General features: G+C 71.8%; 20 protein-coding genes. 11 read left to right on the top strand and 9 right to left on the bottom strand.

Going from position 1 to position 25,965, the window contains the following annotated elements; translation table 11 throughout:
• Positions 1 to 127 precede the first annotated feature (127 nt).
• Both ON30_RS21440 and ON30_RS21435 read left to right on the top strand, forming a co-directional pair.
• The gene (locus ON30_RS21440) at positions 128 to 904 is read left to right on the top strand and encodes an ABC transporter ATP-binding protein (RefSeq protein WP_051029713.1); all 777 of its coding nucleotides are present in this window, start codon (positions 128 to 130) and stop codon (positions 902 to 904) included.
• Positions 904 to 3,453, top strand: a complete 2,550-nt coding sequence (locus tag ON30_RS21435) for an ABC transporter permease (protein ID WP_040709541.1) — start codon at positions 904 to 906, stop codon at positions 3,451 to 3,453. Before ON30_RS21440 ends, ON30_RS21435 begins: the two co-directional genes overlap by 1 nt.
• Before the next feature lie 15 nt (positions 3,454 to 3,468).
• Here ON30_RS21435 and ON30_RS21430 read toward each other — a convergent pair whose 3' ends face one another.
• The 4 genes from ON30_RS21430 to ON30_RS21415 are packed head-to-tail and all read right to left on the bottom strand — an operon-like array spanning position 3,469 to position 10,496.
• Positions 3,469 to 4,620, bottom strand: coding sequence for a vWA domain-containing protein (locus ON30_RS21430; protein ID WP_040709539.1), 1,152 nt, complete (start codon positions 4,618 to 4,620; stop codon positions 3,469 to 3,471).
• On the bottom strand, positions 4,617 to 6,839 hold the full coding sequence (locus ON30_RS21425) for a DUF5682 family protein (protein WP_083911573.1): 2,223 nt from the start codon (positions 6,837 to 6,839) through the stop codon (positions 4,617 to 4,619). The genes ON30_RS21430 and ON30_RS21425 overlap by 4 nt, the downstream gene beginning before the upstream one ends.
• 16 nt (positions 6,840 to 6,855) lie before the next feature.
• Positions 6,856 to 7,950, bottom strand: a complete 1,095-nt coding sequence (locus ON30_RS21420; RefSeq protein WP_040709536.1) for an ATP-binding protein — start codon at positions 7,948 to 7,950, stop codon at positions 6,856 to 6,858.
• Positions 7,947 to 10,496 carry a DUF5691 domain-containing protein gene (locus tag ON30_RS21415; protein WP_040709534.1) on the bottom strand — a complete coding sequence of 850 codons (2,550 nt, stop codon included), beginning with the start codon at positions 10,494 to 10,496 and terminating at the stop codon, positions 7,947 to 7,949. The genes ON30_RS21420 and ON30_RS21415 overlap by 4 nt, the downstream gene beginning before the upstream one ends.
• A 464-nt stretch (positions 10,497 to 10,960) precedes the next feature.
• Here ON30_RS21415 and ON30_RS21410 point away from each other — a divergent pair, with 464 nt between their 5' ends.
• The 4 genes from ON30_RS21410 (at position 10,961) to ON30_RS21395 (ending at position 14,632) form a co-directional block, all read left to right on the top strand.
• Positions 10,961 to 13,399 (top strand): AAA family ATPase, encoded by a 2,439-nt coding sequence (locus ON30_RS21410; protein WP_040709532.1) that lies wholly within the window; start codon positions 10,961 to 10,963, stop codon positions 13,397 to 13,399.
• Positions 13,400 to 13,481: 82 nt separating this feature from the next.
• Entirely contained in the window at positions 13,482 to 13,841 is a 360-nt protein-coding gene (locus tag ON30_RS21405) for a hypothetical protein (protein WP_085999376.1), read from the top strand.
• Between the two features lie 35 nt (positions 13,842 to 13,876).
• On the top strand, positions 13,877 to 14,266 hold the full coding sequence (locus ON30_RS21400; protein WP_040709572.1) for a YchJ family protein: 390 nt from the start codon (positions 13,877 to 13,879) through the stop codon (positions 14,264 to 14,266).
• A gap of 72 nt (positions 14,267 to 14,338) precedes the next feature.
• Complete coding sequence (locus ON30_RS21395; RefSeq protein WP_040709528.1) at positions 14,339 to 14,632, top strand: Rdx family protein; 294 nt, start codon at positions 14,339 to 14,341, stop codon at positions 14,630 to 14,632.
• A gap of 38 nt (positions 14,633 to 14,670) precedes the next feature.
• Here ON30_RS21395 and ON30_RS37670 read toward each other — a convergent pair whose 3' ends face one another.
• Entirely contained in the window at positions 14,671 to 14,904 is a 234-nt protein-coding gene (locus tag ON30_RS37670) for an FmdB family zinc ribbon protein (protein ID WP_040709526.1), read from the bottom strand.
• Positions 14,905 to 15,051: 147 nt separating this feature from the next.
• On the opposite strand from ON30_RS37670, the gene ON30_RS21385 reads away from it, so the two are divergent.
• Positions 15,052 to 16,656: a carboxylesterase/lipase family protein gene (locus ON30_RS21385; RefSeq protein ID WP_083911572.1), complete on the top strand. Its 1,605-nt coding sequence runs from the start codon at positions 15,052 to 15,054 to the stop codon at positions 16,654 to 16,656.
• On the opposite strand, the gene ON30_RS21380 is transcribed toward ON30_RS21385, so the two are convergent.
• From ON30_RS21380 to ON30_RS21370, 3 genes are all read right to left on the bottom strand, one after another.
• Positions 16,635 to 17,945, bottom strand: coding sequence for a cytochrome P450 (locus tag ON30_RS21380; protein WP_040709524.1), 1,311 nt, complete (start codon positions 17,943 to 17,945; stop codon positions 16,635 to 16,637). The genes ON30_RS21385 and ON30_RS21380 overlap by 22 nt on opposite strands.
• Before the next feature lie 121 nt (positions 17,946 to 18,066).
• Positions 18,067 to 18,789 (bottom strand): TIGR03089 family protein, encoded by a 723-nt coding sequence (locus tag ON30_RS21375; RefSeq protein ID WP_040709523.1) that lies wholly within the window; start codon positions 18,787 to 18,789, stop codon positions 18,067 to 18,069.
• Between the two features lie 21 nt (positions 18,790 to 18,810).
• The gene (locus ON30_RS21370; RefSeq protein ID WP_281004742.1) at positions 18,811 to 20,304 is read right to left on the bottom strand and encodes an LCP family protein; all 1,494 of its coding nucleotides are present in this window, start codon (positions 20,302 to 20,304) and stop codon (positions 18,811 to 18,813) included.
• A gap of 184 nt (positions 20,305 to 20,488) precedes the next feature.
• On the opposite strand from ON30_RS21370, the gene rfbD reads away from it, so the two are divergent.
• The 4 genes from rfbD to ON30_RS21350 all read left to right on the top strand — a co-directional run bounded on the left by rfbD (position 20,489) and on the right by ON30_RS21350 (position 25,001).
• Complete coding sequence (rfbD, locus tag ON30_RS21365; protein ID WP_245554150.1) at positions 20,489 to 21,355, top strand: dTDP-4-dehydrorhamnose reductase; 867 nt, start codon at positions 20,489 to 20,491, stop codon at positions 21,353 to 21,355.
• Positions 21,356 to 21,458: 103 nt separating this feature from the next.
• Positions 21,459 to 22,358 (top strand): glycosyltransferase family 2 protein, encoded by a 900-nt coding sequence (locus ON30_RS21360; RefSeq protein WP_051029711.1) that lies wholly within the window; start codon positions 21,459 to 21,461, stop codon positions 22,356 to 22,358.
• Positions 22,359 to 22,415: 57 nt separating this feature from the next.
• Entirely contained in the window at positions 22,416 to 23,495 is a 1,080-nt protein-coding gene (gene manB, locus ON30_RS21355; protein WP_040709520.1) for a mannose-1-phosphate guanylyltransferase, read from the top strand.
• A 39-nt stretch (positions 23,496 to 23,534) separates the two neighbouring features.
• Complete coding sequence (locus ON30_RS21350; protein ID WP_040709519.1) at positions 23,535 to 25,001, top strand: phytoene desaturase family protein; 1,467 nt, start codon at positions 23,535 to 23,537, stop codon at positions 24,999 to 25,001.
• Here the strand turns inward: ON30_RS21350 and ON30_RS21345 are convergent.
• Complete coding sequence (locus ON30_RS21345) at positions 24,956 to 25,879, bottom strand: cation diffusion facilitator family transporter (protein ID WP_040709518.1); 924 nt, start codon at positions 25,877 to 25,879, stop codon at positions 24,956 to 24,958. The two genes, ON30_RS21350 and ON30_RS21345, sit on opposite strands and share 46 nt — an antisense overlap.
• Between the last annotated feature and the right edge of the window lie 86 nt (positions 25,880 to 25,965).

Below are 25,965 nucleotides of genomic sequence, written 5' to 3'. Positions count from 1 at the left end.
CCGAACCTCAACGTACCGGAAAATCATCACCGGGCGGCCGGGGGCGTGTGCGGTCCCACGGTACGCCGAGGGGACTCGGGGGTATCCCTGATGGCGCGGCGAACTCCGGGCAGACAGACTGGAGGGCATGACTTCGCACGCAGTGGGTACCGACATCGCCGAACCGGTGGTCGCGGCCGACGTCGCGGCCAGCGCCATCGATGTGAGCAAGATTTACGGATCGGGAGATACGCAGGTCACGGCACTGGACAGGGTGTCGGCCGAATTCGCGCGCGGCGAATTCACGGCGATCATGGGTCCGTCGGGGTCGGGCAAGTCGACCTTGATGCACTGCCTGGCCGGCCTGGACAGCGCCACCTCCGGCACCGTGCGCATCGGCGACACCGACCTGACCGATCTCGGCGACAAGCAGATGACCAAACTGCGGCGCGACCGCATCGGCTTCGTGTTCCAGGCGTTCAACCTGGTCCCGACGCTGACGGCGCTGGAGAACATCACCCTGCCGCTGGATATCGCGGGCCGCGAGGTCGACCGCGCGTGGCTCGACACCGTGGTGGGCAGGCTGGGCCTGACCGAGCGACTCGGGCACCGTCCCAGCGAACTGTCCGGCGGCCAGCAGCAACGGGTGGCCTGCGCGCGTGCGCTGGTCGGCAAGCCGGAGATCATCTTCGGCGACGAACCGACCGGCAACCTGGATTCGCGGTCCTCGGAGGAGGTGCTGTCGATCCTGCGCGCCGCGGTGGACGAATTCCGCCAGACGGTCGTCATCGTCACCCACGAACCGCATGCCGCCTCCTTCGCCGACCGGGTCGTCTTCTTGGCCGACGGCCGTATCGTCTCCGAATTGCGTTCGCCCACCGCCGAATCGGTGCTGGATCGGATGAAGTCGCTGGAGCAGGTCTGATGGCCGGAAATCCGATGCGCAAGGTCGCCTTGCGCAACCTCGCCGCGCACAAGGTGCGCCTGGCCCTGACCTTGCTGTCGGTCGTGCTCGGCACCGCGTTCATCGCGGGGTCGTTCGTGTTCACCGACACCTTGCAGCGCACCTTCGACGGCATCTTCGAGAACGAGGCCAAGGGTGTCGACGTCCGGGTCAGCCCGGAGAACCAGCAGTCCTTCGGCGTCCCGTTGGCCGCGGTCGACCAGATCGGCCGCACCGAGGGCGTGCGCGCGGTGGCGCCGAGCGTCAACGGTCCGCTGGTGCTGCTGAACGAGGACAACAAGCCGGTGCAGACCGGCGGCGCGCCCAGTTGGGGCGAGTCCTACCTGCCGCCCGACCGTGCCATCGCCGAACCGCAGGAGATCGTCGCGGGCGCACCGCCCAGCGCCCCCGGGCAGGTCGCCATCAACACCGGCGGCGCGGAGCGCGCCGGCCTCGCGGTGGGCGACAAGGCCAAGGTGCTCATCCCTTCGCGCAGCACCCAGCAGAGCCCCACCCTCGAGGTGACGGTCTCCGGGATCTATTCGGTCGCCTCCGACACCGGCGGCTACATCGGCCTGCTGTTCGAGGACAGCCAGGCCAGGGACCTGTTCACCGACGGGTACCACGTCGCGCACGTCGACATCGCGACCGCGCCCGGCGTCGCGGCCGACACCGTGCGCGACAGACTGGCCGCGGAACTGCCCGGCTACAAGGTGCAGAACGGCGAACAGGTCCGCGCGGATCTGAAATCGCAGATCTCCGAGGCGTTGAACTTCATCAACTACTTCCTGCTCGCCTTCGGCGCGATCGCGCTGATCGTCGGCACCTTCATCATCTACAACACCTTCTCGATGATCGTGGCCCAGCGCCTGCGCGAACTGGCACTGCTGCGCGCGGTCGGCGCGAGCCGCCGCCAGGTCGGCAGCACGGTGGTCTCCGAGGCGCTGGTGATCGGATTCATCGGCAGCGTCATCGGACTCGTGGCGGGCGTCGGTCTGGCCTACGGACTGTCGGGTCTGCTCAACGCCTTCGACCTCGGCGTTCCCACCGGATCGATGACGATCCTGCCGCGCACGATCATCGTCGGCCTGCTGGTGGGTCTGCTGGTCACGGTGATCAGCGCCTACGCCCCGGCACGACGCGCGGCGAAGATCCCGCCGGTCGAGGCGATGCGCGAGGAGTTCGCCAGCATGGGCGATTCCCTGCGCGTGCGCACCCTCGTCGGCGCGGTGCTCGCGGTGCTCGGCGTCACCCTGGTCGTGGTGGGCGCGCAGTCGGTGGGCGGCGGCGCGGCGGCGACGGTGGGCGCCGGCGCGCTGGCGCTGATTCTCGCGGTCCTGCTGGCCTCGCCCGCGCTGTCACGGCCGATCGTCGGTGCGCTCGGCATCCTGGTGCGTCCCTTCGGCGCGATCGGTCGGATGGCGCGCAACAACGCGGTGCGCAATCCGCGCCGCACCGCCGCCACCGCCTTCGCACTGACCCTCGGCCTGATGCTGGTCTCGGCGATCGGGATGCTCGGCGCGTCGGCCAAGACCAGCATCGGCGTCCTGGTGGACAAAGGCGTCGACGCCGATTACGTGCTGTCGGGGCCCCAGCAGTCCCAGCTCATCGGATTGCCGTTGGGCGTGCCCGATTCGGCGCGCGCGGTCACCGGTGTCGCCGACGCGGTGGGCTTCCGCGGCGCGGCGGTGAAGGTCGGCGACGATCAGATGACCGGCATCTCGCCGGACCGCCCGATGGACGACGTGCTCAACTACGACTTGGTCAGCGGCACCGGCTCACTCGGCGACGGTGAGGTCATGGTCGATCAGGACGAGGCCGCCGAGCACGGGTGGAGCGCCGGGCAGCGCATCGAGTTGACCACGCTGGACAAGAACCAGAAGGTGCCCGTCACGATCAGCGGCGTCTACAAGAAGTCCCCGCTGCTCGGACAGATGGTGCTCGCGCCCACCGTGTTCCAACAGGTGATACCGGTGAGTTTCCAGAACAACTTCTTCGTGCTGGTCAAGGCGCAGCCCGGGGCCGACCTGTCCGCCATGCGCACCGATCTGGAGAAGGCCACCGATCAGTTCGCCGTCGTCCAGGTCCAGGACCGCGAGGAGTTCAAGGGCGCGCAGGGCCGACAGATCAACACAATGCTCGCCATCCTCTACGGCTTGCTGGCGCTGGCCGTGGTGATCGCCATCCTGGGCATCATCAACACCCTGGCGCTGTCGGTGGTGGAGCGACGCAGGGAGATCGGCATGCTGCGCGCGGTCGGCACATTGCGCGCCCAGGTCCGCCGCACCATCTACCTGGAGTCGATGCTGATCGCGATCTTCGGCGCCTTGGTCGGCGTGGTGCTCGGCATCGGACTCGGCATCGGATTCCTCCGCACCCTGCGAGATTTCGGCATCGACCAGATCACCGTGCCGTGGACGCAGTTGGTGTCGGTGCTGGTGGCCTCGGCGGTGGTCGGCGTCCTGGCCGCGGTGTGGCCGGGTGTGCGCGCCGCGCGCACGCCGCCGCTGGCCGCCATCGCGGACCTGTGAGGTGAGCGGGGCGGATCAGCGCGCGTTGCGGTCCGCCCACGCGTGGATGTCGCCGCGATCCATGGCGGTGGCCAGCAATTCGGGGAACCGGTCGGGGGTGCAGGCGAAGGCGGGCACGTCCAGGGCGGCCAGGGCGGCGGCGTTGTCGTGGTCGTAGGCGGGCGCGCCCTCGTCCGACAGCGCCAGCAACACCACCACCTGTGCCCCGGACTCCTTCATCGCGTGCACCCGGCGCAGCATCTCGCGCCGGATCCCGCCCTCGTACAGGTCGGAGATCAGCACGAACAGCGTGTCGGCGGGGCGGGTGATGAGCGTGGCGCAGTAGGCCAGCGCCCGGTTGATGTCGGTGCCGCCGCCGAGTTGCGTGCCGAACAGCACCTCGACCGGGTCGGCCAGCCGATCGGTGAGGTCGACCACCTCGGTGTCGAACACGACCAGGGAGGTCCGCAACGCGCGCATGGACGCCAGCACCGCGCCGAACACCGAGGCGTAGACGACGCTGGCCGCCATCGACCCCGACTGGTCGATGGCGAGCACCACCTCCTTGCGCACGGCCTGGGCCCGTCGGCCGTGGCCGATCAACCGCTGCGGGACGACCGTGCGATATTCGGGCAGGTAGTGGGCGAGATTGCCGCGAATGGTGCGGTCCCAGTCGATGTCGCGCGGCCGCGGTCGGGTGACGCGCGCGGCGCGGTCCAGCGCCCCCGTGACCGTCGCCCTGGTGTGCGCGGCGATGCGCGCCTCGATATCGCGCACCACCTTCTCCACCACCATCCGTGCGGTCGCCTTGGTGGTCTCGGGCATCACCTTGTTCAGCCCGAGCAGGGTGCCCACCAGGTGCACGTCCGGTTCCACGGCTTCGAGCAGTTCGGGTTCCAGCAGCAACTGGGTGAGGTTCAGCCGTTCGACCGCGTCGCGCTGCATGACCTCCACCACCGTGGACGGGAAGTAGGTGCGGATGTCGCCCAGCCAGCGCGCCACGCGCGGAGCCGAACCGCCCAGTCCGGCGGACCGTTTCGCCGAGACCGCCTCGTCGGGCCCGTCGTAGAGGGTGCCCATCGCGCGGTCCATGGCGGTGTCGGAGGGTGTCGCGAGCCCGCCGAGTTCGGGTTCGGCGGCGGTGCCGAGCACCAGTCGCCAGCGCCGCGCGTGGTCGTCGTCGGTCACCGGACCCCCAGGATGTCGGCGACGGCGCGCAGCGCGAGCGCGCCCCGCACGGCGTCGATGGCCGTACCGGGCGCCTGAGCGGTCGTCCCGGTGTCGCGGACGGCGCGACCGATGGCCCGCCGCTCCGCGGATTCGAAAGCGCCGAAGGTGCGGCGCAGCAACGGCAGGGTGCGCACGAACTCTTCGTCGTCCAGGTCGCGCAACCAGGCGTCGATGAGTCCGAGCAGTTCCCGATCGTGCACCAGCAGCAGACCGCGCCCGCCGAGGAAGCCGTCGATCCAGGCGGCCTTGGCGGCGGCGGTGTTGCCCACCGACAGCGCCGCGGCCAAACGGCGCGCGGACCGCGCCTCGTCGAGGACACCCGCGTCACCGAGCAACCGCACCGCCCGGCCGACCAGTTCGCCGTGCACGTCGGTGCGGTCGGCGAGTCTGCCGAGCGCGGCCAGCCAGCGTGCCGAGGCGGCGGGATCGTCGCGGGTGTGCACGGCGGTGTGCGCCGCGTCCAACAGGACCCGGAGTTGGTGGGCGGCTTCGGCATCCAGACCGGTGACCGCCCCGGGCAGACCCGCGCAGATCCGCACCAGCAACCCGTCGGCGACATGGGCGAGGGCCGCGGTGTCGGTGCCGCGCACATCGCCGTAGCGCAGCGTGTCGATCAGGCCGGGCAAGGCGGCGAGCAGATGGGTGACGTCGTGATCGAGCGCGGCCACCGACTCCACGCGGGCGACCAGACCGTCGGTGGCCTCGCCGAGATCGGCGAGCAGTGCCGCGTCCAGCGCGGCGGTGAGTTCGGCCAGACCGATGTCGGGGCGGTGCGCGGCGTCGAGGATGCGTGTCTGCGCGGCCACCCGCAGCGTCGGCCCCCAGCGCGACGCCTCGATGATCGCGACCGCGAATTCCGGCCGCCAGCGCAGAGTCCAGCTCTCCCGGAAGGTGCCGGTGCCGCGCACCTCGCCGGTGGTGGGCTCGCCCCAGTCGATGCCGAGCAGCCGCAGTCGGTGCAGTAGTCGGGACCGCGCGAGATCGCGTTCCTTGCGCAGATCCAGGTCGACCGATCGGGCCTTGGGCTCCTGTTTGAGGCGCAGCGAGCGGATCGCGGCGCGCAGGTCGGCGTCGAGCGGAACCGTCGGCACGTCCTCCGGGACGCCGCCGAGCGCTTCGCCGACCACGAGTTCGCTCACCACGACCCGGACCATCGTCTCGTCGCCGCCGCACAGCACCGACCGCACCGCCTCGGTGACCTCCGACAGCCCCGCCAACGGTCGATCCCGCAGCGCCGCCAGGGTTTCCGCGAGACGCACCGCCTCGATGACGTGCGCGCTGGACACCGGCAGGTCGTGGGCGCGCAGCACCCCGGCCACGGCGGTGAGCCAGCGCGCCACGGGTTGTTCGGTGGCGGTGAACAAGTGGTGGTACCAACCGGGCGAGGTGATGCCCGCGCCGTATCCGGAGCCGACCGAGAGCCGCGAATGCGTCCACGGCACCCAGGTCAGCGTGGCCTTCACCTTCGGCATGCCGGTCAGCAACCGCTGATCGGCGGCGGCGGGCCCCAGCGGACCGACCAGCGCGGGCGCGTGCCACGCCCCGCACACCACCGCGAGCCTGCGCGCGCCGCCCTTTTGCGTCGCCCGCACGCGCTGCCGCATGTAGGCCTCGCGGCGCAGGGTGTGCGCGTCCACGGCGTCCTCGGCTTCGCGCAGCGCGGCCATCGCCTCGGTGATCGCCTCGAAACCCGCGTCGGCGACGTCGGCGGCGTCCTCGGCCGCGTCCGCGCGCGATTCCACCACCGCGTCCCACCAGCGTTCGGCGTCGTCGTAGCCTGCCGCGGCGGCGAGGTCGGCGAGCGGGTCGCCGCGTTCGCCGCCCTCCTCGCCCGCGGCCAGCACCTGCGCCGCGGGCAGGTCGCAGAACCGCGCGGGAACACCGTGTTCGGCGGCGTAGCGCAGCGCCTGCCATTCCGGGGAGAAGGCCGCGAACGGCCAGAACGCCGCCGACGCCGGTTCGTCGCGGACGTAGGCCAGCACCGCGACCGGCGGACGCAGGTCCGCGGCGGCGACGAACTCGACCAGCGGATCGGCGTCGGCGGGCCCCTCGATGAGGATGGCGTCGGGAGCGAAGGCCTCCAGCGCGGTCCGCAACGACCGCGCCGACCCCGGACCGTGGTGCCGGATGCCGAAAACCCTCGTCACCGGCTCGGTTTCGGCCTCGAGCGTGTTCACCGGCCGCTCCCTGCGCTCATCCCTTCACCTCGCGGCAGGCGCGGTAGAAATCGGCCCAGTCGGGCCGCTCGCGGACCACGGCCTCCAGGTATTCGGTCCACACCACCGTGTCGGCGACCGGGTCCTTGACGACCGAGCCGAGTACCGCGCCGGCGATATCGCCCGCCCGCAGCGTCCCGTCGCCGAAATGCGCCGACAGCGCGATGCCGTTGGTGATCACCGAGATCGCCTCCGCGGTGGACAGGGTGCCCGACGGCGATTTCAGTTTGGTGCGGCCGTCGGCCGTCACCCCCGAACGCAATTCACGGAAGATCCGCACGACCCGCCGCACCTCCTCGGCCGCGGCGGGCACGGTGGGCAGTTCCAGTGCCGCGCCGAGTTGTTCGACGCGCCGCACGACGATCGCGACCTCTTCCTCTTCGTCGGCGGGCAGCGGCAGCACGACGGTGTTGAAGCGGCGGCGCAGCGCCGAGGACAGGTCGTTGACGCCCCGGTCGCGGTCGTTGGCGGTGGCGATGACGTTGAACCCCTTCGCCGCCTGCACCTGGGCGCCGAGTTCCGGGATCGGCAAGGTCTTCTCGGACAGGATCGTGATGAGCGCGTCCTGCACGTCGGAGGGGATGCGGGTCAGCTCCTCGATGCGGGCGACGGACCCGGTGCGCATGGCGGTCATCACCGGGGAGGGGACGAGCGCGCCGTCACTGGGGCCTTCGGCCAGCAGGCGCGCGTAGTTCCAGCCGTAGCGGATGGCTTCCTCCGCTGTCCCCGAGGTGCCCTGGACCAGCAGGGTCGAGGTCCCGCTCACCGCCGCGCAGAGATGTTCGGACACCCAGGTCTTCGCGGTGCCGGGGACACCGAGCAGCAGCAGGGCTCGGTCGGTGGCCAGGGTGGCCACGGCCACCTCGACCAGGCGGCGCGGCCCGACGTACTTGGGGCTGATCACGGTGCCGTCGGCGAGCGTCCCGCCCAGCAGATAGGTGACCACCGCCCACGGCGAGAGCCGCCACGAGGGCGGACGAGGGCGGTCGTCGATCGCGGCGAGCGCGGCGAGTTCGCCCGCGAAGGCCTGTTCGGCGTGCGGGCGCAGCAGGTCGGGGTCGGTGGTCGTCACTGCAACTCCTCGAGCATCATCGAGCGGTGGTTGAGGTCGTGGGCCAGCCGGTCGAAGGCGTGCTCCCAGTCCGGATCGTCGCAGCGGCGGGCCAGACCCGCGACGGTGGGGGCGGCGGTGACCGGTAGGTGGACCGAGGCGGCGGTGAGCAGCGAGCGGTGCGCGCGCGGCCCGACGCCGTGCGCGGTGGACGAGCGCGCCGCGATCCCGGCCCGGTCGAACAGCAGCAGGAGCAGGTGTTGGGCCACCTCGGCGGGCCACGGGTGGGCCAGCGCGGGTAGCAGCGCCTCGATCTCCGAGAGCCAGGAACCGTCCAGGCGCAGCAGGTGTCGGGTGCGGTCGGCGTCGGGCAGCAGGGCGAACAGTTCCCGGCGACGCAACAGCGCGGAATCGGAGGGGACGCCCGCCTCGAAAAGCGCCGCCGCCCAGCGCGGATCACGCTGGGCCAGCGCGGCGTCCACCCAGCCGTCGAACAGCGGCTGCCGGAACCTGTCGACCACGCCGATGGCGACCATCTCGCGTGGCGTCGGCGCCACACCGCCCTCCCAGTACCGCAGCGGCGTCGCGGCGACCAGTTGGCGCAGCAGCCCGGCCGCGGTGTCGGGCGCGCCCGACCAGCGGTAGGAGAACTCCACGCCGCGATCGACCAATCCGTCGCGGATCGCCTCGGCGTCCAGCGGTTCCGGGATGTCGATCACCAGGTGTGTGCGCGCCACCGTGCCGTCGGCGCGCAACCGGACCGGGCGCACCCACGTCGCCGCGCGGGCCAGCATCCGCCCGGCGAACGCCGAATCCGGAAGCAGCGCCAGCAGTCCCGCCGCGGCGCGTCGCACGTCGGCGCGCCGGTCGTCCAAGGCCGACTCGAGCAGTTGTTCGTCGCGCACGGAGATCCCGGCCTCGAAGGTGGCGAGCAGTTCGGCGCGCATCGGACCGGATTCGGTGGCCCAGGTCGCGACGAGCATGTCGCGCGCGGCGGCCGGATCGCGTCGCCGCAACTCCGTCAGCCAGGTGCGCCGGGCCTGCGCGCCGCCGTACTGCCACACCTCGGCCCCGGCGGTCGCGGCGTCGACGGCGGGCCAGGGCAGCGCGCGCCACTGCGGATGACGCGCCGCCAACCAGCGCCCGCGCTCGCCCGCCAGGGCCAGCAGGGGCGTGCGCCACCTGGTACTGCCGGCGGCTTGTTCGAGCAGCAGCGCGCACAGCGAATCGGGGGCGCGGAAATCGTGGGGCCGCGCGGCCTCGAACCATTCCGCCAGGAATCGCGAGTTCTCGCGCAGCATCGCGGCCACCGTGCGCGCGGCGGGCGCGGGTAATCGTCGTCGTTCGTCGTCCGGGGCAGGCGACGGTATGGTCGCGGTACCCGGGCACACGCCCGCGCGCGCGAAAGCGTCACGCAGCGCGGCGTATTCGAGCAGCGCGCGGCCGGATTCCCCCTCCACCCGGCGCGCCGCCGCGGCCACCGGTGCGGGCAACCGCTCCGGGTCCGGGGTGCGCCGCGCCGTGCCGAGCAGGGCCACGGAGGTCAGATCCGCACCGCTGCCCGCCGCACCGCGACCGTCGCCGGATCGCGTCGCCCCGCGCTCCGCGACCACGTCCACGATCTCGCCGCCGACCAGCGCCGCGATCGGGGTCACCCCGTCGGCCGTCCACTCGGCGACCAGCGTCACCGGATGTCCTCCGGAAACCCCCAGCAACTGCCACGGCTGTTCGGCGGCCGCCACCTCGACCGCCGCGCCGGTCGCGTCGACCACTCGCCACCGCTCGCCGTCGACCACCGGGACGATCTCGCGCAGCAGCACCGGCCACGACCGCAACCACGGGTCGGCGGCCAGCGCCCGCGCGTGCGCGTCCAGCGCTTCGGACACGGTTCCCCGAGTCGTCTCGGACGCCGTCACCGGAATCGTCGTGAAGGGCTCCGCGATGTCGTACTGCGCGCCCCAGATCGCCCGCAACGGCGCGGCGGCGGGGTAGTAGTGGACCTCGGCGTCGACCATCGCACCGGGTTCGGGGACCGTCCGGGCGAATTCCGGGGTCCCGAAACTGTGCTCGACCAGCAGCGCCCATTGCCCGGTGGCCCGGCCGAGCAACCAGGTGCGGCGGGTGTGGAGTCGGTCCTCCTCGGTGACCCGCCGACCCACCGCCATCCAGTGGTCGCGGACCGGTGTACACGCCCGCACGGACTCCGAGGAGGTGGGATACCCGATGTGGGTGCGCACGCTCGCGCCCAGTGCTTCGGGCAGGTCGTCGAGGCGGCGGTGGGCGGTGATCAGCAGGTGCAGGCGGGCGTATTCGCCCAGGACGCGATCCGGCCAGTCGGCGCGGGTGGCCATGGTGGTGGGGATCTGACGCAGCGCGGCGGCCACGCCGGGGGCCTGGGCGTCGACCATGCGGGCGGCGACGGCCTCGTACGCCCGGTGCGAGCGGTCCGTCTGCGCCAGGCCCGTGCGGACCTGGTCGCCGAGCCAGAGATCGAGTTCTTCCAGACCGGCCGTGACGCGCAGGCGGCGCTGCGCGACGGTGGCCGGGTCGACCTTGCGCTCACTCACTGCGTTCCCCCCTCGTCGGTGTCGAACGGAGTTCTACCCCAGCCCACCGACAGCCGCGCACGTCCGGGCGGAAACGGCTGTGTGCGCATCGGATTCGAACATTCCGTTCGTGTTGCGTAATTCACCCGCGTACGGCATCCTGTCCTGTTCGGCTCGTCCGGGCCACCCGACTCGGGTGAGACACATCGAGCTGCCCGCCGGGGCTGGCGAGGGGTGGACATCGAACGCGGCCGCGTGCGCTCGATGGCCATATCCATCCCCGCGGGCAGGCTCGCGTCACCTTTTCGTTCGGCAACTGTCAGGTCCCCGTCGCAACCGGGAGCTCGCATCGTCTCTCCACAGTATTCGGCACCGCCGGTGGGTGATCGCGCCATGATCGGGTACCGTTTCGCTCAGCTTTCGACAGGGACACCGAGCCCGGAGCGGGAGGGCAGGCCGCGGTTCGGTGGTGAAGGGGTTTTCGTATGCGCGTGAATCCCGCGGCCGATCCGGCCACGGACGCACCCCCGCGGCTGCCCGAGGTGGTGGCCGGGCGATTGGCCGAGGATCCGACGGTCACCCGTGAGGTGGCCGAGGCCGTTCTCGGGGCGCTACAGCACGGTGAGAATCCGCCGGGCGCGGTGGATTCCGAGATCGGCGGGATCTTCCTGCGGGCCGTGCGGGTGCGCGGATTCCGCGGGATCGGCCCCGAGGCCACGCTGACCCTGCAACCCGGCCCGGGCCTCACGCTGGTCGTCGGCCGCAACGGCAGCGGCAAATCCAGTTTCGCCGAGGCCGCCGAACTCGCGTTGACCGGCGGTAACCGGCGCTGGGACGGTCGGTCGTCGGCGTGGCGGGAGGGCTGGCGCAACCTGCACACGGGGGAGGGCGCGCGCATCGAGGTCGACCTGCTCACCGCGGGCGCGGACCCCGAACTGACGGTGGCCAAACAGTGGTCGCCCGAGGCCGAGCTGACCGACGCGGACTGGACCCAACGCGACACCGGATCCGCCACGGGCGAAACGCCTTTCGACATCGCCCGGTGGGCGGGCGTGCTGGATCTGTACCGCCCCTTCCTGTCCTACAGCGAACTCGGCGCGCTGGTCGACGGACGCCCCAGCGATCTGTTCGACGCGCTGCACCAGTTGTTGGGCTTGGACGAATTGACCGTCGCGCAGGAGCGGTTGCGGACGCGGCGGCTGGAACTCGAACGCGCGGCGCGTCATTCGCGCCACGAGCGCCTCGGCCTGGTCGCCGCGATGGAACATCTGGCCGACGACCGCGCGATCGCGATGACCGAACTGCTGCGCCGCCCGCAACCGGACCTGAAGGCGGTGGGCGCGCACGTGTTCGGCGCGATCGCCGAGCCCATCGGTCCGGAGGGACTGCGCGCGATCGTCCGGTTGACGGTGCCGGGGGCCGAACAGGTCGAGGAGGTGGCCGCGCGGTTGGAGCGGTTCGGCGCGGCGGTGGACCGGGGGAGTTCGGCCGACGTCGAATCCGATCTGCGCGTCCTGGAACTGCTGCGCGCCGCGCGCGAGCACGTGGATCTGGGCGGTTCCTGCGCGTGTCCGGTCTGCGGGCGTTCGACCCTGGACGCGCGGTGGGCCGAAGGGGCCGACGCCACGATCGCCGCGCTGACCGCGAAGAGCGAGGCGTTGGCCTCCGCGCGCGCCGACCTGGGCGAGGCGATCCGCGCCGCGCGCGCCCTGCCCGAACAGGTGCCGCGCGACCTGGAGTTCCATCCGCGCACCCCGCCGACGATCGACACCGGTGCGGTGCGTCGGGCCTGGGCGGAGTGGGCGGAGCTGACCGAGGTCGACTATGCCCCCGACCTCGCCGATCGCCTGCGGTGCGCGCACGCCGCGCTGGTGGACGAGTTGGAACTGCTCCAGCAGGGCACCCGCAAGGAACTCGACCGGTTGGACGAGGTGTGGACGCCGCTGATCCCGCGCATCGCGGGCTGGTTGGAGGGCGCACGCGAGGTCGCGTTGCGGTCGGCGGAGTTGCGCACGCTGCGGCGCGCCGAGGACTGGCTGAAATCGGCCACCGCGGGGCTGCGCGGCGAGCGGATGACCCCGTTGGAGACCACCGCGCGTTGGGTGTGGCGGACCCTGCGCCAGCAGAGCAATGTCGAATTGGGCGCGATCCGCTTGCAGGGCAACGCCGGAACCGCGCGCCGGGTGCTGCTCGACGTCACCGTGGACGAGGTCGACGGCGCCGCGCTGGGCGTGATGAGTCAGGGCGAACTGCACGCGCTCGGTCTCTCGCTGTTCCTGCCGCGCGCGACCGTGGAGGACAGCCCGTTCCGGTTCGTCATGATCGACGATCCCGTGCAGGCGATGGACCCGGCCAAGGTGGACGGTCTGGCGACGGTGCTGGCCGCGGTCGCCTGGACGCGCCAGGTGGTGGTGTTCACCCACGACGAGCGGTTGGCCGAGGCGGTGCGGCGCATGCAACTCGACGCGCACGTGGTCGAGGTGCAGCGCCGCGAACGGTCGGTCGTGGAGGTGCGCGTCTCCAGTGACCCGGTGCGCCGCTACCTCGACGACGCGCGGTCGCTGGTGCGCACCCCGCAGTTGCCGCCGGCCATCGCCGACGAACTGGTGGCGACGTGCTGCCGGTCGGCGGTGGAAGCGGCGGCGCAGGCCCGCGCGCGCCGCGACCTGCTGGCGGCGGGGCGACCGCATCGCGACGTGCAGCGCTACATCGAGGGCGCGCACACCACCCGAGCGATGGTCGCGCTGGCCGTGATGGGTGTGCGCTACAACGTCGACGACCTCAACAAATTCCTCGCCCGCGACGGCAAATGGCTGGTGAGCGCGCTGCGGGACGTGACAGCGGGCGCGCACGTGCCGATCGGGCGCGGTATGCGCGAATTGATCTCCGACACCGAACGTTTCATCGCGTGGCTGGCCCGGTGAGGGCGCGCGGGTGAGCGGGCAGCGCCGGCCTCGGCCGCGGCGTGATCCCCGGCCGTCGGGTCCGCGAGCGCCGCGCCCGACGGTGACGGAGCGTTTCGGCGCGGTGGACCGACTCCTCGACGGCGAGGTCACCGACGCGGGCGGCGTGTGGTCGCGGGCGACGGCCTGGATCCTGCGCCTGGCGTTGGAACAGTCGGTGGACGAACTGTGGGCGCGCTCGGTCCCGGAGTTGATGCGCTGCCCGATGCGCGCGCAACTGCTCGCCCTGCGCGCGTTCACCGGCGTGGAGACGGCCTCGCAGGTGGCGACGGTCTGGGCGGCGCTCTCGCGGGCGGCGCACCACCACGACTACGAACTCGCCCCCAGCGTCACCGAACTGCGTCGCTGGCGCGAGCAGGCCGAGGCGATCTCGGTGCTGTTGTCCCAGGTCGCCACCCCGTGACCGGCTCGCCCGACCGGGAGGCCAGAATCGGGACCATGGCCGAGTCGCGTCCCTGTCCGTGTCGTCGCGGCGACACCTTCGCCGAATGCTGCGGCCCCGCGCTGTCCGGCGCGCGCCCCGCCCCGACCGCCGAGGCCCTGATGCGCTCGCGGTTCACCGCGTTCGCGCTCGGCGACACCGACTACCTGTGGCGCACCTGGCACCCCACCCACCGCCCGGCCTCGATCGACCCGGACCCCGACCTGCGCTGGCTGTTCCTCGAGATCGTGCGCACCGAACGCGGCGGCCCTTTCGACACCACCGGCACCGTCGAATTCCGCGCCCACCACCGCGGCCCCGACGGTCGCGGCACTCTCCACGAAACCAGTCGCTTCGTCCGCGAGGACGGCGCGTGGCTCTACCTCGACGGCCTCCTGCACCCCTGAGCGATGCCCGTGCCGGGGGTGCTCACCGTGCGTAGGTGGGCGGCGGCCGATCGGCGGCGGTAGGTTCGGCGGATGTCGAGGATCGCGATCGAGTACTGCACGCAGTGTCGGTGGTTGCTGCGGGCCGGGTGGATGGCGCAGGAGTTGTTGAGCACGTTCGGCACCGAGATCGGCGAGGTCGCGTTGGTACCGGGGACCGGGGGCGTGTTCCGGATCACCGTGGACGGGGATCAGGTGTGGGAGCGCAAGGCCGACGGCGGGTTCCCGGAGATCGCGGTGCTCAAGCAGCGGGTGCGCGACCGGGTGTCGCCGGACCGCGATCTGGGGCATGTCGATCGTCGTGACGGTGACGCCGGTCGCTCGTGACGTCGGTCACCGTCCGGTGACGAGGGAAGGGGAGCGCGTCAGGCGCAGCATCCGCCGCCGCAGCAGCCACCGCCCGAGGGGCGGGGCGCGGCGCTCGGCGCGGGCGCGGGAACGCCGCCGCCACCCCTGCTGACCGTGGCGAATGTGGTCAACAATTTGACGGTGTCGGTGTGGCCGCCCGGGCAGACGGCGGGGTCGGAGGACTGCGCCATCGGTCGGTTCACCTCGAAGGTGTCCCCACATCCCCGGCACCGGTACGCGTAGCTCGGCATCGGATCAGCCTAGCGCGCTCGCGCCGAATCGAGCGTCTCACCTGCTCGGACCCGATTCGCGACGTACCCTCGGGAGGAAAGATCAGAAGTGCCGACCCCGGTGGCGAACTTCCGGCGAACCACCGGATCGGGCAGGAGGTGCGGATCATGACCGAGCCGAGCGCGACGAGCCCCAGCACAGCCACCCGCGGGAAGATCCCCGTGACCGACCCCGCGGCGGCCCCGGTCGCCCGCACCGAGTACGGCGAGGTCCGCGGGTTCCACGACGGGCCGGTCGCCGCTTGGCGCGGTGTCCCGTACGCCGCCCCCGTCACCGGCACCAATCGCTTCCGACCGCCCGTTCGCCCGCAGCGCTGGATCGGCGTGCGCGACTGCCTGACCTACGGTGACGTCGCCCCGCAGACGATGGGCACGATGGTGCCGGTGGACTCCGACCTGGCCATGGGCGAGGACTGCCTGTGGTTGAACGTGTGGGCGCCGCGCGGCGCGCTGACCGGGGACGGCGAACCGCGGCCGGTCATGGTGTGGCTGCACGGGGGCGCGTACTGCCTCGGCACGGCCGCCCAGGGCGTCTACGACGGCCGTCGCCTCGCCGAGACCGGCGACGTGGTGGTCGTGGGGGTCAACTACCGACTCGGCGCGCTGGGCTTCCTGGATCTGTCCTCGCTGTTCCACGGCTTCACCCCGAACCTGGGTCTGCACGACCAGATCGCCGCGCTCGAGTGGGTGCGCGACAACATCGCCGCGTTCGGCGGCGACCCGGGCAATGTCACCCTGTTCGGCGAATCCTCGGGCGGCGGCTGTGTGACGGCCTTGCTGACCTCGCCGCATTCGGCCGGTCTCTTCCACCGGGCGATGGCGCAGAGCCCGCCCGCGACGACGGTGTTCGGGCCGGAACGCGGCGTGAGCGTGGCCCGGCGGTTCCTGGAACTGCTGGATCTGCCCGCCTCGCGCGCGCTGGAACTGATCGATATGCCGATCGAGCGGATCGTGCGGGCGGCGGGCGTGCTGCTCGACGAGGTGCCGCTGGCCGAACCGGGTCGGTTGGCGGCGGCCCCGGTGGTGGACGGCGACCTGCTGCCGACCTATCCGGTCGATCGTTTCCAGAACGGGCGTTCGCACCGGGTGCCGCTGATCATCGGCACCAACAAGGACGAGGCGTCGCTGTTCCGGGTGTTCCGTTCCCCCATCATGCCGGTGACCCCGGAGGCGGTGAACCTGATGCTGCACGACGTGGCGGCGGGCAATCCCGGCATGTCGGCCGAGCGGATCGCCGAGATCACCTCGGCCTACCCGGATCTGAGCAAATCCCGTGGCGCGCTGGCGATGTCGACCGACGCCGCGTTCCGGATGCCCGCGCACTGGGTGGCCGACGGCCACGCCCAGCATTCACCGACCTGGGTCTATCGTTTCGACCACGCCACCCCGATGCTGCGCGCGGCGCGCGTCGGGGCGGGCCACGCCACCGAATTACCCTATGTGTTCGGCAATTTCGGCACGCTCAACCTGGACCCGACGTTCTGGTTGGGCGGCCGCAAGGCGGCGGGGGAGGTGTCGGGCCGGATGATGCGGCGGTGGCTGGCCTTCGCGACGCACGGTGTGCCCGCCGCGCTGGACGGGTCCAAACACTGGCCGCCGTACCGACCGGACACCCGCGCCACCTTGCTCATCGACGCCGTCGACCGGGTGGTCGAGGACCCCGACGCCGACCTGCACAACGCCTGGGGCGATCAGGCCGTCGGGTTCAGCTGACGCGGCCGGGCCGGCGCGCCCAGCCGTACCGGCATCCGCGAATACCCGTGCAGGGTGAACAGTTGCCTGCGGCGCGGCGGACCGTCGAGGGCGAGATCCGGGAAGCGCTCGAACAGCGCGCGCAGCGCGTATTCGGCCTCCATGCGGGCCAGACTGGCGCCGAGGCACACGTGGATGCCGCTGCTGAAGCCGAGGTGATCCCTGGCGTTGGCCCGCGCGATGTCGAACCGGTCGGGGTCGGTGAACACCTTCGGGTCGCGGTTGGCGCCCGCCAGCGACAGGATGACCGCGTTGCCGGTGCGCACGGTGCGCCCGTCGATCTCGACGTCCTCGTGGGCCGAGCGCGCGGTGGTCTGCACGGGGGAGTCGTAGCGCATGATCTCTTCGATCGCGTTGGGCCACAGGTCCGGTTCGGCGCGCAGACGTTCGAGCTGTTCGGGGTGGGCCAGCAACTGTGCGACACCGTTGCCGATCAGGTTGACGGTGGTCTCGAAGCCCGCGCCCATCAGCAGGCTCGCGTTGGCCTTGAGTTCGTGGTCGTCGAGTTCGCCGGAGGCCACCATGCTGCTGAGGATGTCCTCGCCGGGTTCGCGGCGCAGGCGGGCCAGGTGGACGTCGAAGTACTCGTTCATCCGCTCGGTCGAGCGCATGGCGCGGTAGTGGGCGCGCCACCCGATGCCGATGTCGAGCAGCGGAGTGAGGTCGTCGCCCCAGCGCAGGAACAGCGCCCGGTCGCGGTCGGGGAAGCCGAGCATCTCGGAGATGATCGCGATGGGGATCTGCGCGGCGTAGGCGGCGATCAGGTCGGTCGAGCCGTGGGCGGGCAGCGCCGCGAGCAATTCCTCGGTGACGGTGGTGACCCGGTCGCGCAGTTTGCCGATCGCGCGCGGGGTGAAGGCCGCGGCGACGGGTTTGCGCATGGCCGTGTGGTGCGGCGGGTCGATGACCAGCATCGAGGGGTCGTCGACGGGATTGGGCGGCAGCGGTGCCCGTTTCGCGATCGCCTTCAGCGGTCGGGGCAGGTCGAAGCTCTCCGGGAGCCGGACCCCGAATCGCTTGTCGCGCAGGATGCTCCGGCACAGTTCGTGGTCGAAGGTGGCCCACGACAGCGAGGTGCGCAGCAGTCGTCGCTCGCCGCGCAGTTCCGCGATCAGCGGATACGGGTCGGCGATGCCCGCCTGCCCGCCGAGCAGGGTCGCGAAGGCGTCGCCGCGGCGGGACTGGACCCGCAGTCCGAGGCGCGCGGCCCCGTGGGTCGACATCCACCGGAGCAGGTATTGCGTTCTCATGACCCCACCGCCTCACCGTCGTGTGATGTACATCCCACCGTACGGACTTCCCGGCGATTGTGGAACGGCCTCCGGTCGGATGCCGTCCCCTACCGGAGTAGGAGACGGCCCGCTCCGTGACTCAGTCGCGACGCGCCGTCACCCGCTCCTCGGCGACCCGGTGCTCGAGCCGCGCCGGATCAGCATTGACCACCTGGACCAGCGACGCGCCCACCGCGAGCACCGCCACGAACCCGTCGATCAGGTCCTGCGGCGTCTCCCACGGCGTGGTCGACAGCACCCGGTCGCCTTCGCCGAACCCCTGCGCCGCCGCGGACCGGCGCGCCTGGGACAGCACCTCCGCCACCGGTTCGCCGTCCAGCGCGACGCCCGCGCCGCCGGGATGGAACTGGTCACCGTGCACGCGCACGGAGGTGGCGAAATCGGTGACGCCCACCGGCAGGTCACGGACCGGGCCGCCCATGGCGTCCAGCGACAGCGCCGCGACTTCGCCGACACCGTCGACCTCCGCGAGACGCCGCGCGGTCACCAGGGCCAGATCGGCGTCCTCGTCAGGACGCAGCACCACCTCGACGCCCGCCCACCAGCAACCCAGCAGCACGGCCGCGGTCTGCCAGTGCGCGGGCAGCAGCACCGCGACCCGCGCGCCGGGGGTGAGACCGAATTCGTCGCGGATCAGGTTGCCGGTCTTGGCCGCCCAGTTCGCCAGCGTCAGGCCGGACAGTTCGATCCTGGCCCCGGTGGCGTCGTCGTAGTAGGTGACGCGCGGACCCGCGGGTTCGCGCGCGAGGATCGGATCGAGGACCGCTTCGGTGAGGGTCAGCGCTTGGTCTCGATCACGCATTGTCACGCTTTCCGGTGGTGGTCAGTTCACGCATGTCGGTCCGTTCTGGCCTGCGTCGATCGGTGGTGCCGGTGGGACGGGCGTCGGCGCGGTCGAGGTTCCGGAGAAATCGAACATCGACGCCGCCGCCGAGCCCGGACCAGAATAGTCGCTCGCCAGCACCACGCCGACGGTATCCCGCGACAACGTCGGATCGGCCAGGACGGTCAATCCGCCCAACGCTTTCGCCACCGCGGCGGCCGCCGGATCGGCGGTGTCGGCGGCCAGCACCCGACTGCCCGACACACCGGACCCGGTGTAGTTGCCGACCGTTCCCTCCCGGAAACCCTTCGCGCTCAACGCCTGTGACACCTGCGCCGCCAGACCGGGCACGCCGCCCGCGTTCGCGACGTTCACCCTCACCGACGCGGGTTCGACCCGGGTGTCGGGGGATTCGCCCGTCTCCCCGGAGAATTCGGCTTGTTCGCCGACCAGCGCGGCCACCGCCTCGCGCACCGCGCGCGGGTCGACGCGCACCACCGACTCGCCGTCGCCGGTGATCGCGTTCAGGTCCGCGACCGGGATGGTCTCGAACCGCACCTGCCCGCCCGAGAGGTCCTTCAACTGTTGCAGGAACGCCACCACGTCCCAGTCCTCGTCGAGCACCACCGTGCGGCCGACCGCCTCGCTCAACTGCGCCAGTTTGGCCGGATTGGCCAGGGTACGCGCGCTGAGCACCTGCCCGACCAACTGCGCCATGAACACCTGCTGGCGGGCGATCCGGTCCAGGTCCCCGCGCGGCAGGTCGTGGCGCTGCCGCACGAAGCTCAGCGCCTGCGGCCCGTCCAGGCGCTGCTCGCCCGCCGGGAAGTCCGCCCCCGACATCCACTCGTCCACCGCGGAGTTCAGGCACACCTCGACCCCGCCCACCGCGTCGGTGAGCAGCACGAACCCGAGCAGGCTGACCTCGGCGTAGTGGTCGACGGTGATGCCGGTCAACTCCGCGACGGTGCTGATCAGCGCCTTCCGGCCGGCCTGGGTGGATTCGCGTTCCGCCTCGCCCTCGGCGACGCCGCGCTCGATCAGCGCCTGACGCTCGGTCTCCTTGGTCGCGCCGTAGGCGGAATTGATCTTGCCCTTCCCCAGGCCGGGGATCTGGACGTGCGCGTCGCGGGGGATGGAGATCGCGGTCGCCGACTCGCCGTCGTTCGGGATGCGGATCAGCACGATGGTGTCGGTGTTGGTGCCCACCTCGTCGCCCGCGTGCAGCATCGCGCGTTCGGCGCCGGTCAGCGGGTTGCCGTGCGCGTCGGTGCGGCTGTCCACGCCGACCATCAGGATGTCGGTCGCGCCGTCGTCGTTGCCGCCGCCCAGGCCCAGGTCGCCGATGCGTTCGATATTGGCGATCAGCGAGTCCACGCTGTGCCAGGCCAGACCCGTCACCACCACGACCACCGCCGCCAGGATCGCCACCACCACCCGGCCTGGGCCGACCGGTTCCGGTCGGTGCATCCGGGACGGGCCGGACCCGCTCATCGCCTGCAACTGCCCGCATCCTCTCGACGAACTCGGTGAACTCGGCGTGTGGTCGAACCAGGTGTAGCCGTACTCCGGCGGGGGCCCCGGCCCCTCCGTCCGCCCTCCCGTGGCCCCATAGGCTAACCAACGGTTACCCCGTCGCGGGGCAACCGACACCGCCCGGCGTGCCAGACTGTCGCCCGTGATTGCCGCGATTTCGTCGTCGACCGCACCTCTGCTCGTCACCGGAGCCGGAGGCCAGCTCGGCGAGGAACTGCTCCGCCTGGCGCCCGACGCCCGCGGATATACCCGCGCTCAGCTCGATATCACCGATGCCGACGCGGTGCGGTCCGTGCTCACCCCCGGGGCCGTGGTCCTGAACTGCGCCGCCTACACCGCCGTCGACCGGGCCGAATCCGAACCCGAGGCGGCCTTCGCGATCAACGCCGCGGGCGCGGCGACCGTGGCCGCGGCCTGCGCGGAGGCGGGTGCGCGGCTGATCCACCTGTCCACCGACTACGTCTTTCCCGGCACCGATTCGCACCCCTACGACACCACCGACCCGACCGGTCCGACCACCGTCTACGGCCGGTCCAAACTGGCGGGCGAACAAGCGGTCCTCGACCTCGGCGGACAGGTCGTGCGCACCGCGTGGCTCTACCGGGGGACGGGCGGCGATTTCGTCGCGACCATGTGCAGGCTCGAGCAGGAACGCGACACCCTCGACGTGGTGGACGACCAACTCGGCTCACCGACCTACGCCGTCGACCTCGCCGCCGGCCTGCTCGAACTGGCCCGCACCCCCGACGCGCCCCGGGTACTGCACGCCACCAACGCGGGTGTCGCCACCTGGTACGAACTCGCCCGCGCGGTGTTCGAGGAGATCGGAGCCGACCCGGACCGCGTGCGCCCCACCGATTCGGCCGCCTTCCCGCGCCCCGCGAAACGCCCCGCCTATTCGGTGCTGTCGGACCGCGCCTGGACCTCGGCCGGACTGACCCCGCCGCAGCCGTGGCGCGCGGCGCTGCACACCGCGCTGGCGGGTCGCCGGGCCGTGCGTCCGGTCTGAGCGCCGACGGCGGAACGGGTTTCACCGCGCGGGATTTCGTCGCGCGCACCGGGTTACGGACCGGCCACGCGCGGCGGTCCCGATCCCGCTAGGCTGGGCGGTCGTGAGTGAGCCCAGCGAGCGAACCGACCACCATTCCGCGAGCCTTGCCGTGGTCACCGTGACCTATTCACCCGGCGAGCACCTCGAGCACTTCGTCACCACCCTGGCCCACGCCACCAGCGAGAAGCCGCAGGTGATCCTAGCCGACAACGGGTCGACCGACGGGGTTCCGGAACTGGTCGCGGAAGCCAACGCGCACGTGCGACTGCTGCGCACCGGCGGCAACCTCGGCTACGGCGGCGCGATCAACCGCGCGGTCGCCGAGATCGACCCCGACATCGAATTCGTCGTCATCGCCAACCCGGACATCCGCTGGGGCACCGACGCCATCGACACCATGCTCGCCGCCGCCCAGCGCTGGCCGCGCGCGGGCGCCATCGGCCCGATGGTGCTCGAACCGGACGGCACCGTCTACCCGTCGGCGCGCTCGGTCCCGGGCCTGCTCGACGGCGCGGGCCACGCCATCCTGGGCACCGTGTGGCCCGCCAACCCGTGGACCAAACGCTACCGCCAGGAGAACGAACAGATCGCCGAGCGCACCGTGGGCTGGCTCTCCGGCTCGTGCCTGCTGGTCCGGCGCAGCGCCTTCGACGCCATCGAGGGCTTCGACTCGCGCTACTTCATGTACATGGAGGACGTCGACTTCGGCGACCGCATCGGCAAGGCGGGCTGGCACAACGTGTTCGTGCCCGACGCCGAGGTCACCCACGCCAAGGGGCACGCCGCCGGCAAACACCCCGAACTGATGTTGCCCGCGCACCACGCCAGCGCCTACCGGTTCCAGGCCGACCGGCATCCGCACTGGTGGCAGGCGCCGTTGCGGGTGGCGTTGAAGGCCGGACTTGCGGTTCGCTGCCGTCTTGCGGTTCGATCTGCGCTGCGAGAGCAGGCGCGCGGCTGATCGCCGGTCGGCGCGCGTCCCGCGGGACCGATCCACTGTGAACAGGGGAAACACACGATGGCAGGACATGCAGGCACCGATGCCGTGATTCTGGTCGGCGGCCAGGGAACGCGGCTTCGTCCGCTGACCTTGTCGGCCCCCAAACCCATGCTGCCGACGGCCGGGCTGCCGTTCCTGACCCACCTGCTGGCGCGCATCGCCGAGGCCGGGATCACCCACGTCGTGCTGGGCACCTCGTTCAAGGCGGAGGTCTTCGAGGAGCACTTCGGCGACGGCTCCGACCTGGGCCTGGACCTCGAGTACGTCACCGAGACCGAGCCGCTGGGCACCGGCGGCGGCATCCGCAACGTCCTGCCCAAACTGCGCGCCGACACGGTCATGGTGTTCAACGGCGACGTGCTGGGCGGCACCGATCTCGGCGCGATCCTGGACACCCACGAGTCCACGGGCGCCGACGTCACCCTGCACCTGGTGCGGGTCAGCGACCCGAGGGCCTTCGGCTGCGTGCCCACCGACGAGCAGGGTCGGGTCACCGCGTTCCTGGAGAAGACCCAGGACCCGCCGACCGATCAGATCAACGCGGGTTGCTATGTCTTCCGCCGCGAATACATCGAGAAGATCCCCTCGGGCCGCCCGGTCTCGGTCGAGCGCGAGGTGTTCCCCGCGCTGCTGGCCGAGGGGGCGCGGGTGCAGGGCCACGTCGACACCTCCTACTGGCGCGACATGGGCACGCCGGAGGATTTCGTGCGCGGGTCCGCCGACCTGGTGCGCGGCATCGCCCCCTCGCCCGCTCTGCCGGGCCAGCGCGGGGAGTCGCTGGTGCACCCCGGCGCGGGCGTGGCGCCCGGTGCGCTGCTGATCGGCGGCACCGTCGTCGGCCGCGGCGCGGAGATCGGGGCGGGCGCGCGACTCGACGGCGCGGTGGTGTTCGACGGAGCGGTCATCGAGGCGGGCGCCACCGTCGAACGGTCCATCATCGGGTTCGGGGCGCGCATCGGTCCGCGCGCGCTGGTCCGCGACGGCGTCATCGGTGACGGTGCGCACGTCGGCGCGCGGTGCGAACTGCTGCGCGGCGCCCGGGTGTGGCCGGGTGTGCAGATTCCCGACGGCGGCATCCGCTTCTCCACCGACGTCTGAGTCGGCCTGCCGCGCCGCCGGGATCGGTAGCGTGGGGTCATGGCTGATGTCGTGGTGGTCGGGTCGGGCCCGAATGGGTTGGCCGCGGCCGTGGAGGTGGCGCGCGCCGGTCTGACCGTGCGCGTGGTCGAAGCCGAGCCGACCGTGGGCGGCGGGTGCCGAACTGCGGAGTCGACGCTGCCCGGTTTCCACCACGACGTCTGCGCGGGCGCGCATCCCATGGCGCTGGCCTCCCCGTTCTTCCGCTCCTTCGACCTGGCCGCGCACGGCGTCGACCTGCTCGCCCCCGAGTTGTCCTACGCCCACCCCCTCGACGGCGGTCGCGCGGGGCGGGCTTGGCGCGACCTGGATCGCACCGTCGCCGACCTGGGCCCCGACGGTCCGGCGTGGCGGGCGCTGTTCGCGCCGCTGGTCGAGAACTGGTCCGCCGTGGTCGATCTCGCGATGTCGGATCTGCGCCGGATACCCGACGACTTGGTGACGAGCGTCCGCTTCGGCCTGCGGGTGCTGGAACAGGGCTCGCCGCTGTGGAATCGGCGATTCCGCGACGACGCCGCCCCCGCGCTGCTGACCGGCGTAGCCACCCACGCCATCGTCCCGCCGCGCGCGATCCCCCCGGCGGGTGCGGCTTTACTGCTCGCCACGCTCGCCCACGTCGGCGGCTGGGTGGTGCCGCGAGGCGGCAGCCAGGCGATCGTGGACGCGCTCGTCGCCGAGATCGAACGGCTCGGCGGCAGCGTCGAAACCGGTCATCGCGTCGACACCCTCGACGAATTCCCGCGCGGCACATCGATCCTGCTCGATCTGGCCCCCGCCGGACTCCTGCGCCTCGCGGGCGAGCGTCTGCCGCGCCGCTACGCCGACCGGTTGCGTCGCTTCCGCTACGGTTCGGCGGCCTGCAAGGTCGACTTCGCCCTGTCCGGTCCGGTGCCGTGGGCCGCGCGCGACTGCGACCGCGCCGGCACCCTGCACCTGGTCGGCACCCGCGCGGAAGCGATGGTGGCCGAACACACGGTCGCCGCTGGTCGCCACGCCGACCGGCCCTACGTCCTGGCGATCCAGCCCGGTGTGGTCGACCCCACCCGCGCCCCGGCGGGCACACACACCTTCTACACCTACGCGCACGTCCCGCACGGTTCGCCGCGCGATGTCAGCGAGACGGTCATCGCCCAGGTCGAACGGTTCGCGCCCGGCTTCCGCGACCTGATCCTGGCGACCCACGTCCGCACCGGCGCCGAGATGCCCGACCACAACGCCAACTACGTCGGCGGCGACATCTCGTCGGGCACGATGAGCCTGCGTCAGTTCCTGTTCCGGCCCGCCCCGCGCTGGAACCCCTACGCCACCCCGCTGCCCGGCGTCTACCTGTGCTCGTCGTCCACACCGCCCGGCCCCGGCGTGCACGGCATGTGCGGACAGCACGCCGCCCGCCACTTGCTGCGCAAACACTTCGGCCGCGACTACGACCCGGCGGACCTCCCGCGATCGAGGTCCGGTTCGAGGTAGATCCGCCGCGCGATCGGCACCGCCGCGCGCACCCGCGCCTCCGCCGCGTCGATCGCCGCCGCCAACTCCGCGATCCCGGTACCCGGCGCGATCGCGAGTTTGGCCGCCACCAGCAACTCCTCCGGCCCCAGGTACTGGGTCTCCAGGTGGATGACCCGCTCGATCCACCGTCCGTCGACCAGATTCGACCGCAGTGCCCGGTCCTGGGCGGCCGTCGCGCCTTCGCCGATGAGCAGTGATTTCATCTCCACGATCAGCACCGTGGCGATCGCGCCGAGCAGCACCCCGATGCCGAGCGTGCCGATGCCGTCCCAGATCGGGTCGCCGGTCGCCATCGTCAACCCGACGCCCGCGAACGCCAGCACCAATCCGATCAGCGCCCCCGAATCCTCCAGCAGCACCACCGGCAGTTCCGGGTTGCGGGAGTTGCGGATGAACGCCCACCAACTCGCCCGCTGTTTCAACGGCCGCGACTCCCGCGTGGCGGTGGCCAGGCTGAACCCTTCCAACACCATCGCCACCAGCAGGATCACGATCGCGACCAGCGGATCGCTCAGATGCTCGGGGTCGCGGATCTTGTGGATGCCCTCATCGATCGCGGCCAGCGAGCCGAGCGAGAACAGCACCAACGCCACCACGAACGCGTAGAAGTAGCGATTGCGTCCGTACCCGAACGGGTGCAACCGATCGGGGGCTTGCTCCGCGCGTCGCTGTCCGATCAACAACAGCCCCTGGTTGGCGGTGTCGGCCACCGAGTGCACCGCCTCCGCCAACATCGATGACGACCCCGTCACCGCCGCGCCGACGAACTTGGCGACCGCGATCCCCGCGTCCGCCGCCAACGCCGCGTACACCGCTGTCTTGCTTCCGCCGGCCACCGTTCGACGCTACCGCCGCCGCGACATCGCCTCCTCGCCCCACGCCGCGCGGGTCGCCCGGCCGCGGGTGCTCGGGCGTCCACGTC

The sequence above is a fragment of the Nocardia takedensis NBRC 100417 genome (genome assembly GCF_000308695.1).
Classification (GTDB): domain Bacteria; phylum Actinomycetota; class Actinomycetes; order Mycobacteriales; family Mycobacteriaceae; genus Nocardia; species Nocardia takedensis.
Note: the sequence above shows the minus strand (reverse complement) of the source record. Positions and strands in the feature narration are given on the sequence as shown.